At 50.2% G+C, this 16,216-nt stretch carries 15 protein-coding genes, 1 other RNA gene and 3 pseudogenes; 8 read left to right on the top strand and 11 right to left on the bottom strand.

Annotation, left to right across the window (positions count from 1 at the left end):
• The first annotated feature begins 1 nt into the window (after position 1).
• On the top strand, positions 2-1,687 hold the full coding sequence (locus RAHAQ2_RS17110; RefSeq protein WP_015698426.1) for a M28 family peptidase: 1,686 nt from the start codon (positions 2-4) through the stop codon (positions 1,685-1,687).
• Here the strand turns inward: RAHAQ2_RS17110 and RAHAQ2_RS17105 are convergent.
• Positions 1,671-2,225, bottom strand: a complete 555-nt coding sequence (locus RAHAQ2_RS17105; RefSeq protein WP_015698425.1) for a helix-turn-helix domain-containing protein — start codon at positions 2,223-2,225, stop codon at positions 1,671-1,673. The two genes, RAHAQ2_RS17110 and RAHAQ2_RS17105, sit on opposite strands and share 17 nt — an antisense overlap.
• An 86-nt stretch (positions 2,226-2,311) precedes the next feature.
• On the opposite strand from RAHAQ2_RS17105, the gene RAHAQ2_RS17100 reads away from it, so the two are divergent.
• From RAHAQ2_RS17100 to RAHAQ2_RS17090, 3 genes are all read left to right on the top strand, one after another.
• Positions 2,312-2,833, top strand: a complete 522-nt coding sequence (locus tag RAHAQ2_RS17100; RefSeq protein ID WP_015698424.1) for a GNAT family N-acetyltransferase — start codon at positions 2,312-2,314, stop codon at positions 2,831-2,833.
• 96 nt (positions 2,834-2,929) lie between these two features.
• A complete protein-coding gene (ada, locus tag RAHAQ2_RS17095) occupies positions 2,930-4,027 on the top strand; it encodes a bifunctional DNA-binding transcriptional regulator/O6-methylguanine-DNA methyltransferase Ada (protein ID WP_015698423.1) in 1,098 nt (365 codons plus the stop codon).
• Positions 4,028-4,080: 53 nt separating this feature from the next.
• Entirely contained in the window at positions 4,081-4,614 is a 534-nt protein-coding gene (locus RAHAQ2_RS17090; protein ID WP_015698422.1) for a GNAT family N-acetyltransferase, read from the top strand.
• Positions 4,615-4,663: 49 nt separating this feature from the next.
• Here RAHAQ2_RS17090 and RAHAQ2_RS17085 read toward each other — a convergent pair whose 3' ends face one another.
• The 7 genes from RAHAQ2_RS17085 to gatZ all read right to left on the bottom strand — a co-directional run bounded on the left by RAHAQ2_RS17085 (position 4,664) and on the right by gatZ (position 10,944).
• Positions 4,664-5,368: a GNAT family N-acetyltransferase gene (locus RAHAQ2_RS17085; RefSeq protein ID WP_015698421.1), complete on the bottom strand. Its 705-nt coding sequence runs from the start codon at positions 5,366-5,368 to the stop codon at positions 4,664-4,666.
• A 122-nt stretch (positions 5,369-5,490) separates the two neighbouring features.
• On the bottom strand, positions 5,491-6,345 hold the full coding sequence (locus RAHAQ2_RS17080) for a tagatose bisphosphate family class II aldolase (RefSeq protein ID WP_015698420.1): 855 nt from the start codon (positions 6,343-6,345) through the stop codon (positions 5,491-5,493).
• 4 nt (positions 6,346-6,349) lie between these two features.
• On the bottom strand, positions 6,350-7,399 hold the full coding sequence (gatD, locus tag RAHAQ2_RS17075; protein WP_015698419.1) for a galactitol-1-phosphate 5-dehydrogenase: 1,050 nt from the start codon (positions 7,397-7,399) through the stop codon (positions 6,350-6,352).
• Positions 7,400-7,442: 43 nt separating this feature from the next.
• Positions 7,443-8,810 (bottom strand): galactitol-specific PTS transporter subunit IIC, encoded by a 1,368-nt coding sequence (locus RAHAQ2_RS17070; protein WP_015698418.1) that lies wholly within the window; start codon positions 8,808-8,810, stop codon positions 7,443-7,445.
• Positions 8,811-8,813: 3 nt separating this feature from the next.
• Positions 8,814-9,098, bottom strand: coding sequence for a PTS galactitol transporter subunit IIB (gatB, locus tag RAHAQ2_RS17065; protein ID WP_015698417.1), 285 nt, complete (start codon positions 9,096-9,098; stop codon positions 8,814-8,816).
• A 75-nt stretch (positions 9,099-9,173) separates the two neighbouring features.
• Positions 9,174-9,656 carry a PTS galactitol transporter subunit IIA gene (gene gatA / locus RAHAQ2_RS17060; RefSeq protein WP_015698416.1) on the bottom strand — a complete coding sequence of 161 codons (483 nt, stop codon included), beginning with the start codon at positions 9,654-9,656 and terminating at the stop codon, positions 9,174-9,176.
• On the bottom strand, positions 9,649-10,944 hold the full coding sequence (gene gatZ, locus RAHAQ2_RS17055; protein ID WP_015698415.1) for a tagatose-bisphosphate aldolase subunit GatZ: 1,296 nt from the start codon (positions 10,942-10,944) through the stop codon (positions 9,649-9,651). The genes gatA and gatZ overlap by 8 nt, the downstream gene beginning before the upstream one ends.
• 279 nt (positions 10,945-11,223) lie before the next feature.
• Here gatZ and RAHAQ2_RS17050 point away from each other — a divergent pair, with 279 nt between their 5' ends.
• The 3 genes from RAHAQ2_RS17050 (at position 11,224) to RAHAQ2_RS17040 (ending at position 15,045) form a co-directional block, all read left to right on the top strand.
• Positions 11,224-12,006 carry a DeoR/GlpR family DNA-binding transcription regulator gene (locus tag RAHAQ2_RS17050; RefSeq protein WP_015698414.1) on the top strand — a complete coding sequence of 261 codons (783 nt, stop codon included), beginning with the start codon at positions 11,224-11,226 and terminating at the stop codon, positions 12,004-12,006.
• A gap of 463 nt (positions 12,007-12,469) precedes the next feature.
• Positions 12,470-12,817 carry a DUF6404 family protein gene (locus tag RAHAQ2_RS17045; protein ID WP_015698413.1) on the top strand — a complete coding sequence of 116 codons (348 nt, stop codon included), beginning with the start codon at positions 12,470-12,472 and terminating at the stop codon, positions 12,815-12,817.
• Between the two features lie 596 nt (positions 12,818-13,413).
• Positions 13,414-15,045 carry a restriction endonuclease gene (locus RAHAQ2_RS17040; RefSeq protein ID WP_015698412.1) on the top strand — a complete coding sequence of 544 codons (1,632 nt, stop codon included), beginning with the start codon at positions 13,414-13,416 and terminating at the stop codon, positions 15,043-15,045.
• Positions 15,046-15,094: 49 nt separating this feature from the next.
• Here the strand turns inward: RAHAQ2_RS17040 and RAHAQ2_RS25095 are convergent.
• A pseudogene (locus RAHAQ2_RS25095) lies at positions 15,095-15,364 on the bottom strand (winged helix-turn-helix domain-containing protein); the annotation flags it as partial.
• Here RAHAQ2_RS25095 and RAHAQ2_RS25090 point away from each other — a divergent pair.
• A pseudogene (locus RAHAQ2_RS25090) lies at positions 15,360-15,482 on the top strand (integrase core domain-containing protein); the annotation flags it as partial. The pseudogenes RAHAQ2_RS25095 and RAHAQ2_RS25090 sit on opposite strands and share 5 nt — an antisense overlap.
• Before the next feature lie 18 nt (positions 15,483-15,500).
• Here the strand turns inward: RAHAQ2_RS25090 and RAHAQ2_RS17035 are convergent.
• Together RAHAQ2_RS17035 and ssrA are read right to left on the bottom strand one after the other, a co-directional pair.
• A pseudogene (locus tag RAHAQ2_RS17035) lies at positions 15,501-15,689 on the bottom strand (integrase arm-type DNA-binding domain-containing protein); the annotation flags it as partial.
• Positions 15,690-15,838: 149 nt separating this feature from the next.
• Positions 15,839-16,202, bottom strand: a transfer-messenger RNA (tmRNA) gene (gene ssrA / locus RAHAQ2_RS25085).
• Positions 16,203-16,216: the final 14 nt, after the last annotated feature.

The following is a 16,216-nucleotide window of genomic DNA, read 5'->3' as shown; positions in this document are numbered from 1 at the left end:
CATGATGTTGCGCCAGCCTGTTCGTGAACATCTATTACCGCTGATGGATGACCTGTTGCGCGAGTTTTCCACGTTGCACCGGCTTTCCGGCTGCGATGATGCACAACGGGCCGCGCAGCTCATGGTGTCTGTATTGCACCGTCACGGGCTGGATGCGCGGCTGATGCATTGCCCGCTGTATCTCAGCGATCCGCTGACCGGAAGCTTGCGACTGCCTGAATTCCCGCAATGGCAGTGCGACGCCAAAACCCGTTCGTTTTCGGCCCATTGCCCGCAGGGCGTGGAAGGGCAAGGTTATTACGATGCCGGTGCCTGTCAGCCGCGTACCGATTTTGAGTGGCAACGTTGGGCGCAGGAGGTAAAAGGCAAAATTGTGATTGCGGGGCAAGGCTTTGAGGATTACGTACAACGCCTGTGCGCCGCAGGAGCCGCCGGACTTATCCATATCTGGGGTTCGGCTGAAACAGCGCTGCATGAAGAAACCGTCGGACCGGTCTGGGGGACGCCGGAACCGGATGATTTTCTGCGGTATCCGCGTCTGCCGGTGATTTCAGTTAATCATCAGGACGGTCAGCGTTTGCTGGCGCAGTGTCAGCAGCACCCGCTGATGACGCTGAGAATCGCCACGGAACTGAATTTTCACGTCGCTGAATGCAGCATGCCGGTGGTGGATATTCCCGGCAGTTCGCCGGAGTTCGTGCTTCTCTCCTCACATTATGATTCCTGGCATGAAGGTGTCACGGACAACGCGACCGGTAATGCGCTTTGTCTGGCGATGGCAATTCATTTTCATCAGCAGCCGCAAACGTTGCTGCGCGGCCTGCGGATTATCTGGTGGCCCGGGCATTCTAACGCCCGCTATGGCGGCTCGACCTGGTACGCCGACAACTACCACCAGCAGCTGAAACAGCATTGCGTCGCACACATTAACGTCGATTCACCGGGGTGTCGGGATGCGGTGAATATTGTGCTCAACGCCAGCGGTGCGGAATCACAGACCTTTTTAAATGCGGCGGTGCAAGCCGTGACCGGTGAACCGGCGCAGCATATTACCCCGCCGGGCAAAGGCGGCGATCAGTCATTCTGGGGCTGTGGTCTGCCGCTGCATTTTGCCTTTCGCGAAGTCCCGCTGGAAAAAAACAGTCAGTCGCCGGGCAGCGGCGGTGGCTGGTGGTGGCACACGCAAGACGACACTTACGATAAAGTGGATCTGAATATTCTCTGGCGCGATACGCAAATCCACGCGCACTGGCTGGAAGGCTTGCTGACACAACCCGCGCTACCGCTGGATCCGCTGAATTACCTGAACGGTTTGCAGCAATCGCTGGCAGAACTCGCCGCCACCCTCTCACCGGAATTTGATCTCTCCGCCGTGGCTGAAAAATTACAGCAATTACAGCCTGTTTTGAACGGACTGACCACCAACTGGCAGGCGGAGCCGCAGATCTGGCAGCGGCAACTGAAGCAGGCGATTGCCGGTTTACATCGCCTGCGTTACAGCTCCGTGGATGATTTCCATTACGACCTGAGTTATCGCGGTGGCGCGTTCCCCGGTTTTCAGGAACTGGCCGCACGGCGCGAAGACACCACGCCGGAAATGTGGCTGATGATGGCAACGCGCTTTCGCCGTCAGCACAACCGTGCGCTGGCGCTGCTGGAAAGTGTGGAGGTTATTTGTCGCTCATGACCAGCAGATACCGGCACGGATCAGTGCCGGGATTACTGAAGGTGATGGGCAAGTCAACGCCGAACGTCAGCGCATCCCCCGCCGATAAAGCATATTTTTCAGCACCATAATCGATCGTCAGCACCCCCTCCACCATCCATAAACGTTGTTTATAGGCCTGATGGTGCCAGACGGGATAACTGACGCGAGCGGCGGCGGGCAGCGTGATTTCAACCAGTTCCGGGCCGCCGTTTTCCTCATGCGCTGTCACCTGACGTCGCAGATAACCGATATCCGGATCCTGCCAGACTTCCTGCTGCGCCAGCGGGCGCAAGGGGGCGGGCTGCTCGTTATCTTCTGAAAGCAACTGCGCCAGCGAAACGCCCAGACTGGCCGCGAGGCGGCCTAACAGGCTGGCGCTCGGGCTGCTGTCCTGTCGTTCAATTTTCGAAATCATTGCCTTGCTGACGCCCGAACTGCTGGCGAGTTGTTCGAGGTTTAAACCCTGAGATTTTCGCAAAGCCTGCAGGCGCGTGGCGATCAATTGATCAATTGACATGAGGTAGGTTCCGTTGTTTACTTTTGTGGAATTAATTCTACTATAGTGGAATTAAACGCATAACGGAAGCCACCGGGGAATGACTGATGAAAATGATTACCTGCACTGAACGCCAGCATGCTGTCGCCATTTTGGATATTTTTAATGAGGCGATCCTGACATCCACGGCGCTGTATGATTATAAACCGCGCCACATCGACAGCATGACATCCTGGTTTGCCACTAAACTGACCCATAACTTTCCGGTGATCGGGCTGGAAGACGAGCAGGGTGCGCTGCTGGGTTTTGCCAGTTACGGCACGTTCCGCGCCTGGCCTGCGTATAAATATTCGGTCGAGCATTCGATTTATATTCATAAAGATCACCGTGGCAAAGGGTTGGGTAAAATCCTGCTGAACGCGCTGGTGGATGCCGCCCGTGAAAGGGACGTGCACACGCTGATTGGCGCCATTGATGCGGCTAACAGTGGCAGTATTGCCCTGCACGAAAAAAATGGATTCAGCCATACCGGCACGATTAAACAGGCGGCTTTCAAATTTGATCGCTGGCTGGATCTGGCCTTTTATCAGATGATCCTCGAAACGCCTTTAAAACCGGTTGCAGGCTGAGGACGCCGCGCTGAATGAGAAAGCAAGAGCCGGAGGGCACGCACAATAACGGCGGCTTATGCTGACAATCATCCAGTCGTAAATGTGAGGCAGAAAATGTCAGGTAAAACAGAAGTCATCAAAGATAAGGCATGGGGAAATATTGCCTGTGTGCAGAGACAGGATCCACGCTGGCAGGCGGTGGTCAGTTGTGATGCGAATGCGGATGGCAAATTTGTTTATGCGGTAAAAACCACCGGAATTTACTGCGCACCGTCGTGTCCGTCGCGGCAGCCTAATCCGGAAAATGTTATCTACTTTGATGATGCCGAAGCCGCAGAACAGGCAGGGTTTCGCCCCTGTAAGCGCTGTCGTCAGGGGCTGATTTCCCTGGCGCAGTTTCATGCTCAGCGCGTGGCTCAGGCCTGCCGGTTGCTGGAACAATCAGCCGAGATGCTGACGCTCAATCAACTGGCAGCCAAAGTGGGCATCAGCGCATATCATTTTCATCGCCTGTTTAAAGCACAAACCGGCGTGACACCTAAAGAGTACCAACAGGCGCAGCGGGCACGCCGGGTACGCGAAAAACTGGCAGATTCTGCGACGGTCACCGAGGCGATCCACGCGGCGGGTTATCCTTCTGATGGCCGGTTTTACGAAACCTCCGTGGCGACACTGGGTATGACGCCGCAAATTTTCCGCTCCGGCGGCCGCGATGTCCGCGTCTGGTTTGCCATCGGCAAATCTTCTCTCGGCGATATACTGGTCGCCGAAAGTCAGCGGGGGATCTGCGCCATTTTGCTGGGAGATGATCCTGAAAAGCTGATTAACGAACTGCAAAATAGTTTTCCGCAGGCAGAGCTATTGGGCGGCGATCCGGATTTCGAGCAGCGTATTGCCCTGGTCGTCGGTTTTGTGGAAGCACCAGATATCGGTCTGGATTTGCCGCTGGATATTCGCGGCACAGCTTTCCAGCAGCGGGTCTGGCAGGCATTGCGTGATATTCCGCCAGGAACCACGGCCAGCTATGCCGAGATTGCCAACAAAATTGGTTCGCCGAAATCTGTTCGCGCTGTGGCCGGCGCCTGTGCCGCGAACCTGCTGGCGGTCGCTATTCCCTGCCATCGGGTGGTGAAAACCGGTGGCAATATTTCCGGTTACCGCTGGGGGGTAGAACGAAAACGTCGTTTGCTGGCGCGGGAAGAGAAGAGCTGACTATACTGAGCAGACTTTATGATCTTCTGAACTTTTTTATAACGAGGGATGCCGTGCCAGCCTGCACTTTACGGATTGCTGAACCCAAAGATATCGATGCGCTTGCTGAACTACATGTTGCCATCTGGCGTGATACGTATCGTGAGCTTGCTCCTGCAGAGGCCTTTGCGACGCTCGATGTACCACGTCGGCAAGCTTTCTGGCAGGACAAATTTGCGCATCCTGCTGCCGGTCAGGGCATTTTTATCGCAGAAACTGACGGAATAGTCGCCGGATTTTGCCTGGCTTCGGCTTCCTCAAACCCGGAATTTGGCGCCATGGCAGAAATCAAATTTCTGTATGTTTCCCCATTATTCAAACGTCAGGGGATCGGCAAGTTGTTAATCGCTAAGGCTGCAAGGCATCTGGCCGCTGAGGGTTTCCGAAGCGCAGGGCTTGGCGTGGTGGAAGGTAACGAACCCGCCATCCACTTTTACCGTGCTTTGGGAGGCCGGGAGGCAGGGCGCTACACAGATGCCGGACCCCTCTGGCGCTCACCTAACATAATCTACGCGTGGCCTGATATTACCGTGCTGACAGTACTGTAAACCTCCTTCGCGATAAAACCCGCCTGCGCCTGAATAACGCAGGCCACATTCACTCACGCAGTGCTTCCAGCCGTTGTATTTGCTGACCTTTGGGGGTGAAATTCTCTGTGCTTAACCAGCGCTCAAACGCGGCTTTTGACGCAGGCCATTCGTAGTCGAGAACGGAATACCAGCAGGTGTCACGGTTGTGGCCTTTATTGACGATGGCCTGACGGAACATACCTTCATATTGAAAACCAAAACGCTGTGCGGCACGTTTTGACGGCTCATTCAGGCTGTGGCATTTCCATTCGCAGCGGCGATATTTCAGCGTATCGAACAGATAACGTTGCAACAGATAAATCGCTTCAGTGCCAAAACGTGTGCGCTTCATCAGCGGAGACCAGTTCACCCAGCCAATTTCAGCAACGCCATTCACCGCATCAATGCGCAACAGAGAAACGCTGCCGACTGCGCGTTGTGTCTGTATATCGACAACCGCAAAAAACACCGGATCCTCACTTCTGGCCTGTTGAGAAATAAACAGATCGCAATCAGTCTGGGTCGCAGGCCTGTCGACGGAGAGATAGGTCCAGTCGCGATTATCATCAATGCTGTGCCAGGCCTTAAAGAGATCCTGACTATGGCGTTCAGTGTCCAGCGGCTCCAGACGACACCAGAGGCCGTCAAGCTGAACATGAGAAGGTCGTTCGCGGGGTTGCCAGTCGGGGAGGGCGTCACCAATGGGTTGGCCAAAGTGGTTGAGGGTGGTCATAGCAGTTTCCATTTTACTCACAATGAACTTCCATAAAATCAGAACGGAATGACGCCTGCAACCGGCGCTTTCATAAAAATCTGGAAAGCGGGCATTTGGCCCGCTTCGTTAATGCAGGTCGCTTATAGGCACCCGCCACTGCCACAGATCCTGATTTTCTCCTCAACGACTTTTTGCATCGCCAGTTTCCCTGGCACAATGTATTTGCGGGGATCATTAGCATCCGGATGTTCTGCGAAATACTCTTTTATCGCACCGGCAAAGGCGATTTTCAGTTCGGTTGCCACATTGACTTTGCAGATCCCAAGTTCAATCGCCTGACGGATCATGCTTTCAGGAATACCGGATGCACCATGCAGTACCAGCGGGACATCGACCTGCTGGCGGATTTGCCCAAGACGGCTAAAATCCAGCTTCGGTTCGCCCTGGTACAGGCCATGCGCAGAGCCAATCGCAACGGCCAGCGAGTCAATGCGTGTGGATTCAACAAAATGTTTAGCCACAACGGGATCGGTGAAAATACTGTCGCCTTCTTCTACCACCAGATCGTCTTCTTGTCCGCCAAGGCGGCCAAGTTCCGCTTCGACACTGGCATCAAAGGCATGACATAAGCGTACAGTTTCACGCACGTGTTGGATGTTTTCTGCCAGCGGGAAATGTGACGCATCGATCATTACGGAGCGGATGCCTGCCCGGACTTTACTTTCGATATCGCCCTGATCCTCATGATGGTCCAGATGCAGTGCCAGTGGAATGCGATACTTCCGCGCAGCCTCATGGCATATCGAGATCAGGTAATCTGTGCCCGCATAACTGAATGTCCCCGGCGTTCCGGCAAGGATCACCGGAGAACTCATGGCTGCCGCCGTTTCTGCAACGACTTGTACCGTCTCGAGATTGTGAACGTTGAAAGCCGGAACGGCGTAACCCCCGCGCTGAGCAGCGAGCAACATTTCCCTGTTTGAAATCAGATACATTTTCTCAGCCTCCCGTCATATCCAGCAGAATCTTTCCCGTCATCGGCTTGCCAGCCAGTGCCGTAACGTGCCTGACAAACTCCTGCGGACGGGCAACGCTGGCGATCAGAGGGTCAAGGCTTAGCTTGTTCTCAGCAAAAAGCTGAACGGCCTGTCGCCACTCATTGCCCGGCCACGGAGAGGAATAATTCATCCAACTGCCGAGCAAGGTCAGTTCTTTGCGCAGGATATGACCGAAAGTGGCGACGTCTAAAGTCAGGTCTTTGTGTAAGGTACCAACCAGCGCGATTTGCGCTTTTGGGCCTGCGATATTAAGAGACAGTGCCACGGTTTGAGCCGTGCCTGCCGTTTCAACAATCAGCTGATTAAAGCGCCTTTCGTGTGTTTGCTGGCGGATTTCATCGGCATCGGACATTGCGCTGTTATAAACGTGGCTGGCACCTGTTTCCCGTGCCAGGGCAAGGCGCTGCGGATTGATATCAATGGCTGTCACCGATTTAGCCCCCAGTGCGCTGGCTGCCTGAATAAGCAACTGCCCGATGGTGCCAGCTCCAACCACTATCACCTCTTTACCTTCACAACCTCCTGCCAGTTTAAGGGCATGCAAGCCAACGGTGAGCGGTTCCAAAAAAGCGCCCTGCAGCAGTGAAAAATTCTCCGGCAATTTGAACAAGTTTTTCCGTGAAACCACAATAAATTCAGCATGGCCGCCACTCCGGCGGGAGCCTATAAACTGATAATGCTTACATTGGGAATACGCCGTTTTGCGGCATTCTTCGCACTGAAAACACGGCAGTAAAGGTACGCAGGCCACGGCATCCCCCTCGTGTAAATCGCTGACTTCTTCTCCGGTGTTGACGACGTGGCCACTAAATTCATGGCCCAATGTGATGGGATAAAAATGTGAACTGCTGGCGAAAATACGCGGGATATCGGATCCGCAAAGCCCGGAGTAGGCAATGCGCACCAGTACCTCATCAGGAGCACTCAGCGTGGGAGCGGGTTGCTCTTCAATCGTTATCTTACTGTCAGCATGTACAACGACAGATTTCATAGTCAGATTCCTTAGGCGGGGATTTCCCCCGCCGGGATGAAAATTAAGAGTTAGCCAGTGACGCGGCTGCCCGCTTCTCTGTTTGGGTGAATTGACGGGCGCGACGCCATGTCAGGAATACGCCGATAGCGTAAATAACGCCGATGATGGTGAGCCCTGCGATGTTTTTAAGCGTGCAAAGCTGGATGAGTAAATACGTGATCGGCGAGCCGCCCTGATCCATCGAAGCCACTCTTCCACCAGCCGTGAGTGCCCCCGCATTCGCGGCCAGTTGAGTGTGCAAATCAATGGTCTGTGTCGCGATCCACAGCGTGATACTCATGATGATGCAACCTGAAATCAGCGTGCGGAACAGGTTGCCCTGATGCACGGCAACCGCGATGGCAACAAAGAAACCGATAGTGGCGAGGTCACCAAACGGCAAGACCTGATTTCCTGGGACAAGCACGGCGATAAGGATTGTCAGAGGAATAAAAATCAGGCTGGCGGAAACCACGGCGGTATGGCCGAGTAATAAAGCCGGATCCAGACCAATCAGGAACTCCTGTCCGCCAAAGCGGGCTTGCAGACGTGTACGGGCATGACGGGCAATGGGTGTTAAACCGTCCATTATCGGTTTGATGACCCGTGGCATCAGAAGCATGACCGCAGCGGTTTTAACGGCCAGCTGCAATACACCTTTGACGTCGTATCCGGCGAGATAACCAATAATCAGCCCCATCACGAAACCGACGGTGACCGGTTCACCGAACGGGCCGAAACGCTTTTGTACGTCGTCAGCGCTGAAGTGAATTTTGTTCAGCCCCGGGATCTTCTCAATGAGGGTATCAACCAGTACCGCAATCGGGCCGAGATAGGCTGAGGAACCATGCGGAATGGCAATACCGTCCAGATTAAAGAAGTCACGCGTGTCCTTTGCAAACCAGTCGCCCAGCTTGTAAATGAATGCTGCGTGCAAAACGACCCCCATGATCCCCAGCCAGTAAGAACCGGTGGCGAGGTGCAGCATGGCGCCCGTGAACGTCATGTGCCAGATATTCCAGATATCCACATTGACGACACGCGTCATACGCGTCAGCAACATCACGATATTCACACCGATCGCAATCGGAATAGCGACCAGCGCGATTTGTGATGCCCAGGTCATTGGCGATGAGCCCGGCCAGCCAACATCAACGACCTGCAGGTTAATTTCGAAATGCTCTGCCATGGCTTTTGCCGCAGGCCCGATGGAATCCAGCATCAGGCCAATAACCAGACCGATCCCGACAAAACCAATACCAATATGAATCGCGGATTTAAATGAATCCCCAAGTTTCATCCCTAATATCAGAGAGAAAACGATGATCACCCCGGGCAGCATGACTGTCGGGCCGAGATCGAGGATGTAGCGCATGATGTCGGTAAACATGACTTACTCCTGTAACAGGGTCAGTATTTGCTGGCGTAACGTATCCATACCCACGCCGGAGATAAACGGCATGCCGTGCACTACCGGAATGTTGCCAAATGTCCGGTCGACTTTGGCGGTGGTACAAATCAGATGAGCACCCTCCATATAGGTTTCGATTTCCGTTACCCGGCACTGCACGAGATCCACATGGATGCCATGTGCCTCACACAATTCTTTGATTTCTTCCGCTGCCAGCGTAGAGGTGGCAACGGCTCCGCCACAGGCGACTATGATTTTTCGCTTCACGGTAAGGCTCCTTAACAGATTGTTTTAAATGTTATTTTTGTAGGTAAGACGTCGGGTTTATTGCTTCGAATATTTTCAGGTACAAACGGCAGAGCGTTTCTCCGGTGCTGGAATAAAAAGGTGCTGTTCAAAAAGCGTGGCGAGCTGTTCTTCCGGAGCGGTCAGTAAGCTTTCGAAAAAAACAGGGTCCTGTAGCTGGCTGAATAACTGACGTAACAACTTCAGCTGTTCGGACGGGTGAGTGACAATCAGGGCAATAATAAGTGTTGCGGGAATCGTTCCTTCATCATCAGCCTGAAAGAATTCGACCGCGTTATCTGGCCTGATCAGATAAATGGCCGGACTACGGGCATGGGTGGCTTCGCAATGTGGAATAGCGACAGCGTGGTGTTCAAGCTGAATGCCGGTGGGATATTCAGCCTCGCGATTTATCAGCGCCTGCGGATACGTTGTTTCCACCACGCCTTCCTGCACCATACGCTCACAGATATGCGTGAGTGCCTCGTGATAATCCGCAAAGTCGATACCGGTTTTGACAAAGATTTCACAGTTATGCATGGCAGGTTCCTTCGCATATCGTCTGTGATGGCGTACAGCCGAAGTGATACGCACGCAACACGTCCTGAATTTTATCGATGATAAGTTCATGCGGATCGCGGGCAAGTTCGCCGGTCATCACCCGTTCAAACTGAGCAGGAAGGTATTGGCTCAGCAGGCCAAGCGGGATATCGACTGAACTCAGGTTGGCCATTAAAACGTCCATCGCCCTGTTGATACGGGTATGGGGCCAGTAGTAGCGAATACGATCGGATAAGCTGAAATGCAGATCGATAAGCGAAAGGCTAAATGTGGGGTTGTAATACTTTTTCCAATAACCGGGCTCATCCAGCATGACGCCATCAATGACCGTCAGGATCTGGCTGCGGCATTCCGGTGCAATTAATACCTGTTCAATATTGGCCAGGGCAAAAACCGCTTCCCGCAAAGCGAAAGTCAATGCGGGACCCACTTTCAGGATAGCGAAGTGATCTTTTACCAGGTTGCGGTAGGAATCGCGGGTCTGGTAATCGGTGGAATGCGCTTCATAAACCAGCGGTGTACCAGCAATATAGGCTGACAGATCCTGAGCAAGATCAGGCTGATAGTGAATCACGCGGCTGTGATCGAACTCAACGCCGGGCTGCACCACGATGGCGATGATCCGATCTATGGCATCATTCAGCCCAAGTTCAAGAAATGCCTGATGGTGCATATCCACAGTCGCTTTTGCATCTCTGGTTTCGGTGACATGAACATGCTGAATTGCTGATGATTCACCGCCTGGAACCGGAACTTCGGTACCAATGACATAGGTCAGCAACGCTTTCTGCTGCGGAGTTGCCACTTTTTCTGCGACCTGACATAAACGCGCTGCGCGCTGAGCCACAACGAAAGGATCCAGGGGAACAGGATCGTCTGCACAGGACATTGACGCATCCAGATGAATTTTGCTAAATCCGGCTTCGACATAGCGCGCAATAAGTTCTTCTGCTTTTGCCATCGCTGTTTCAGCGTTTTCGTGCTGCCAGCAGTTTGGCCCCAGATGATCGCCCCCTAGGATCAGACGCTGTAACGGGAATCCGATCCTCTCAGCAATGGCGAGAACGAAATCACGAAAATCAATCGGCAGCATGCCGGTATAGCCGCCAAACTGATTGACCTGGTTTGAGGTGGCCTCGATCAGCACTTTTCGGTCGGTGCGCAGGTCTTCCCGTAATGCTGCTTCAATCACCAGCGGATGCGCAGAGCATACTGAGCAGATGCCGATCCTTTCGCCTGTCTTGTGTTTAGCAATAATGTCTTTCATTTTAAGCCTCCGTTTATTTCCGAAGAGGATCATATCTTTCCGAAAGGCAAACAATAGCGTTTTGCACATTTCGTGATGGTGATCGAAATATTTCGTAAGCATTAACCATTCGATTTCTTTCGTTTTTGGAGGTATCTCGAGAAATGAAAAGATAAAATCGCCTGGCGTGATGTCAGCCCGTCGGGAGTTGCGGTGATTCACATCGTGCGGAATTTTTACTCCTCATTAACTTGCCTTTTGTTTACACTATGAGGAATACGACCTTTCGGATTACCCATAATGAATACTTATGAACGACGCAATAAAATCATTGATTTAGTGAATGAGAATGGCAGTGTTCTGGTAGCTGAGCTTTCGAGTGCTTTCGAAGTTTCGGAAGTGACAATTCGTTCTGACTTGAGTTTGCTGGAACAAAAAGGTGCGCTCAGTCGTTTTCACGGAGGTGCGGCAAAGTGGACCGCAAAGGAAGCTCCGGGTCACGATAAACCGCTGGGTGAAATGGTTCTGGAAGAGCGCTATCTTCAGGCCAGCGACCCGAAAAACCGCATCGCTCAGACTGCCGCAGGGTTGGTTAAGCCGGGGGATACCGTGATCCTCGACAGTGGCAGTACCACCATGCTGCTGGCTGAAGAGTTAGTAAAAGCGGGCGATATCACTGTGATTACTAACAACTTACCTGCTGCATTTGTGTTATCAGAAAACCCCGATATCACGCTGGTTGTCTGCGGGGGAACGCTACGCCACAAAACGCGCTCGCTGCACGGCAACATCACGGAATATGCATTGCAGGGTATCGTCGCTAACCTCATGTTTGTTGGCGCTGATGGCCTCGACGCGGCAACAGGGATCACCACATTTAATGAAGGCTACAGTATCAGCGGTATTATGGCCGATGCCGCTCAGCGTGTAGTGGTAGTCACTGATTCCACTAAATTTGGACGACGCGGATATAACCTGGTGCTGCCTATGGAAAAAATCGACACCATCATTACTGACTCCGGTATCAGCCATGATGTGCAACAGGCACTCAAACAAACGTCGACAGAGATTATTGTTGTCTGATTTTTATCTGCTTCAGATATCAACCTATGCAGACTTTACGTCTGCTGACGAATCAATAAAACAGGCGGGTCTGAGGGTTGCGCAGATCTGCGGAAAAAAACGTAGGCGTTTCAGTAACAGCTATTCGTAAGTGGAAGCTGTATCCAAAAAAACTGTCGCAGAGGAAGATCCCTGCGGCGGCAGTGAGAGTTTTTGTTGCAGACCTAACACGAAGTGGGGACGACTGAGGCCGATTCATGCTGCTTGTGCATTGAAAACAAGAAGATAGATTACCGGTGCCTGAAAGATAACAGGCAAAAGAAAGCCGCAAACCCATGCGGGCTGCGGCTTTCTTTGTGGTAACGGGCGTATCTGACCGGGGGGATCTGAATAAGCCGTTTAATTTACTTCACTCTATAGCTGACTTTGAATAAGGCATATCATTAGGAGGTCTTTACGGGTATCTAATGAAAGGAGTCGGATGATGGTATTTGAAGAAAAGAAGAAAAAGGCAATAGCCCTGATGGAAAATAAAAAGATGTGGCGGAGCAATTATGCACCCCCCATCTTGCGCCTGTTTTGGAAAACGGGAGGTAAAATGCCACCACCGCCGTTTGCCCCCCTGTGGCTGAATACGTTGTTCTTTGCCGTCTGGTTTGGCCCTCTATGGGGCATTTTCATGTGGTTTAGTATTTGGAAAAATCAAGACTTCAGCGTATTGCGTACGGTATTGACCGCCCTCTTAGCGGGTTTGCTGTTTGGTTTTTTCATGGCGTTATTCCACTCTTGGCGTAAGCGGGTCAACAAACTGCCTGACTGGAAGAGTCTCTAACAGGGCAATAATCTGAACGTCAGAAAAAAGATTTATAGAAAACTGTCCCCGGTGTTCACTTTTAATTTTTTATTTCATGTGGTGACTGGTTTGTTCCGAACTGTCCATAGACGCCGGTAGGCGGTTCTTCTCGGATTTCTACAGACACAAAAAAGCCCGCAAACCTAGAAGGGATGCGGGCTTTCCGGACTTCTCTGGTAATAACCGGATCATTGGCTGGGGACGTTGAGTTAAGTTGCTAACTTAATGTTTTAAATGATTAATTATGAATTCAAATTTGTGGTGTATACCTAAACGTATACCAATGCAGATAACCGTGCTTCGTTATGTTCATATTTTGAACGCTTTGAGTAGGAGGTCTGTGAGTAGCCTGCTCGATAAAAAAAGATTTAAAGAAAAACTGCTCACAGTGTTCACTCTTATAGAAAACTCTTTTTTTTCAGTTGGTTAATTTTTTTAAGTCATTTCATAGCCTTCACTTCTATTCACGATGATGCCAAAAGGTATTTTTGGTTCATGACTTCGCCTATTATGAAAAAAATTGTTTGTTATCATTTATACACAGTAAAAGCGCTAAACTAATTTAAGGACATAAAATGGGGCGTAGATCCGGTTTTGAGGGTTTTTTGAGGGCTTCGGTTAGGGCTGCTGCGGCAATTGACCGTGAAAATAAAAGATCTCTGAGAAGCCATGCCGCTGAAGCTAGGCGTGTAGAAAGGCAGAACAGACAAGAATATGCACAATGCGTGCGTGAAGAAAAACAGTTAATTCGTGAGCAAAAGGAGGCAGATAAACTTGCTAAAGTAATGTATTTAGAAGATAGAATAGAGGAGGTTAACGATCTTAATTCTGATTTGGTTGAAACAATCTCTGAATTATCTGGCATTTTAGAACACACTTTAAATCATGATGATTCTATTGATTTTTCAAGTTTAAAAATGGTACCTAGCTTTAAAAAATTTCAGACGCCGAGCCATCTTTTACCCGACAGTAGCCCGATAATAGATTTCGTACCTATGCCGATGGGATGGAGAAAGTTAATACCTGGTGCGGGTAAAAAATACAATTCTAAAGTAGAGTTGGCTGAGAAGAAATTAGAAATTGAAATGAAAGAGTATATCTCTAAAGAAAAAGAAAAAAGCCAGAAAATCGAAGAGATGAAAAATGAATATTCACGAGAAAAAAATAGATATCTTGATGAGGTGAATCGGCATAATGAAGATATTGATGAGTTTGAAATAAGTTATTTTTCTGGAGATGAACTGTCCGTTAAAAATTACTGCGAAATGGTTCTTACTCGCTCTGAGTATCCGCAAGATGGATTTCAACAAAATTTCCGTCTTGCCTATACAATTGCAAACAAAGAATTAATAATAGAGTATTTCATACCTAGTATCGATGTTATCCCAAAGGATTTAGAATACAAATATATTAAGACTCGTGATGCGATAACTTCAAAATTAAGAAAGCCATCTGAAATAAATAAACTATACCAAGATATTATAGCTGCAATTGCTTTGCGTACATTACATGAGATTTTTGAGGCTGATCAGGCTGGTGCTATATTATCAGTAGTATTCAATGGGGTGCTCGATACGATCGACCCAACTAGTGGGCATGATATCAATGTGAATGTCGTATCTGTTAGAGCTTTCAAAGAAGAGTTTATGGCTATAAAATTAGACCGAATAGATAAGGTAGCTTGCCTTCGTAGTCTTGGTGCTCAAGTATCTAATCATCCTGAAGAGCTTCAAGCAATTAAGCCTATTATAGAATTTAATATGGTAGATAAGAGGTTTATTGAGCAGGGTGATGCTTTGTCTGGATTAGAATCGCGTCCTAATCTTATGGATTTATCCCCTGGGGAGTTCGAGGTTTTAGTTTCAAATCTTTTTTCGCAGATGGGATTAGATACCAAACTAACCCGAGGTACTAAAGATGGCGGGGTTGATGCAATAGCGTTTGATACAAGACCTATTCTTGGTGGGAAAGTTGTCATTCAAGCTAAAAGATATAAAGATACTGTAGGTGTGAGTGCCGTACGAGATCTTTATGGAACCATGATGAATGAAGGTGCAAATAAAGGAATCTTGGTTTGCACTAGTAAATATGGCAAAGATGCTTATAATTTCTGTAAAGATAAACCTATAGAATTAATTGATGGTGGTGGTTTACTTTATCTTTTAAGAGAACATGCTAGAGTTGATGCAAAAATACAGCTCCTGTAGATATGAAATTCTCACCGCCTCATTATCATCTGAGGCGGTGAGAATTAAATTATCTTTCGCACTTCGGCAACCAATCCGCCTCACTGTCATCGTTTAACGTGAGGTTAGTCTGCATTCCCTGATTGGTCTTTCGCTTCATGAATTCAATCTCATATTCTTTCAGCGTTTGCGGTACATCCCGACCAAAGGCCGTCAGGCTCATAGGGTGCTGATGCCCTCGCGCTTCCATAAACGACAGGTATGCGTGATAGAGATATTTACGCGGGTTAGCCGGAATAATGTTGGCGTTGCCAATATAGAGGCCGTTTGGTGTGCTGACAGAAGACTGGCGCGCAGAATATAACGAAGAACGTCCGCATAGCTCACTGGGTGATATGCCACCCGTTATCTATGTGAGGCAAAAACTGGCCGGAGATCCTCATTGGCGGTGGTACTAAAAACCGGAGGGACTACAGATAAGCGCCGAGGCTGATCATGGTGCGTTTTGATGTGCCAGGCACCTGGTAGCGAAAGCGCCAAATTTTCTTGCCGGTGGTTTTGACCAGGAGAAAGAGTCCGTCACCGTCATGCAAGGTGAGGTCTTTATCAGTGGCTTTGGCTTTTTGTACTTCGGTGTGGGTGAGGGGGCGTGTAGTCCGCGCCATGCAAGGATCTTCCCTAATTGGTATACCTATAGACGCCGGTAGGCGGTTCTTCTCGGACTTCTACAGACACAAAAAAGCCCGCAAACCTAGAAGGGATGCGGGCTTTCAGGACTTCTCCGGACTTATCTGGTAATAACCGGATCATTATTTGGTGGAGCTGGGGGGATTTGAACCCCCGTCCAGAATTACTACACCGTCGGCACTACATGCTTAGTCCAATCTTTACATTCGCCGGTTAGCTGCGGATGGACACGCCACTAACAAACTATCCTGATTGAGTTTAACGCTTTCACCCCAGGCAAGGTGTCCACGCGATCTCTTTTGGGTTTGACCTCTCTTGATCCCCGTCCTAAGAGCGGAGGCTAGGGAGAGAGGGCTCTAAGCAGGGTATTAAGCTGCTAGGGCGTAGTTTTCGTCGTTTGCGACTATTTTTTTGCGGCTTTTTACGAGGCCAACCGCCCCTCGGCATGCTCCTTGGGCTTCGCAAATCCTGTCGAATCCAGAATCAGCCCCAAGTACTATTTCAC

Source organism: Rahnella aquatilis CIP 78.65 = ATCC 33071, assembly GCF_000241955.1.
GTDB classification, from domain to species: Bacteria; Pseudomonadota; Gammaproteobacteria; order Enterobacterales; family Enterobacteriaceae; genus Rahnella; species Rahnella aquatilis.
This window is presented reverse-complemented; position numbering and strand designations above follow the sequence as displayed.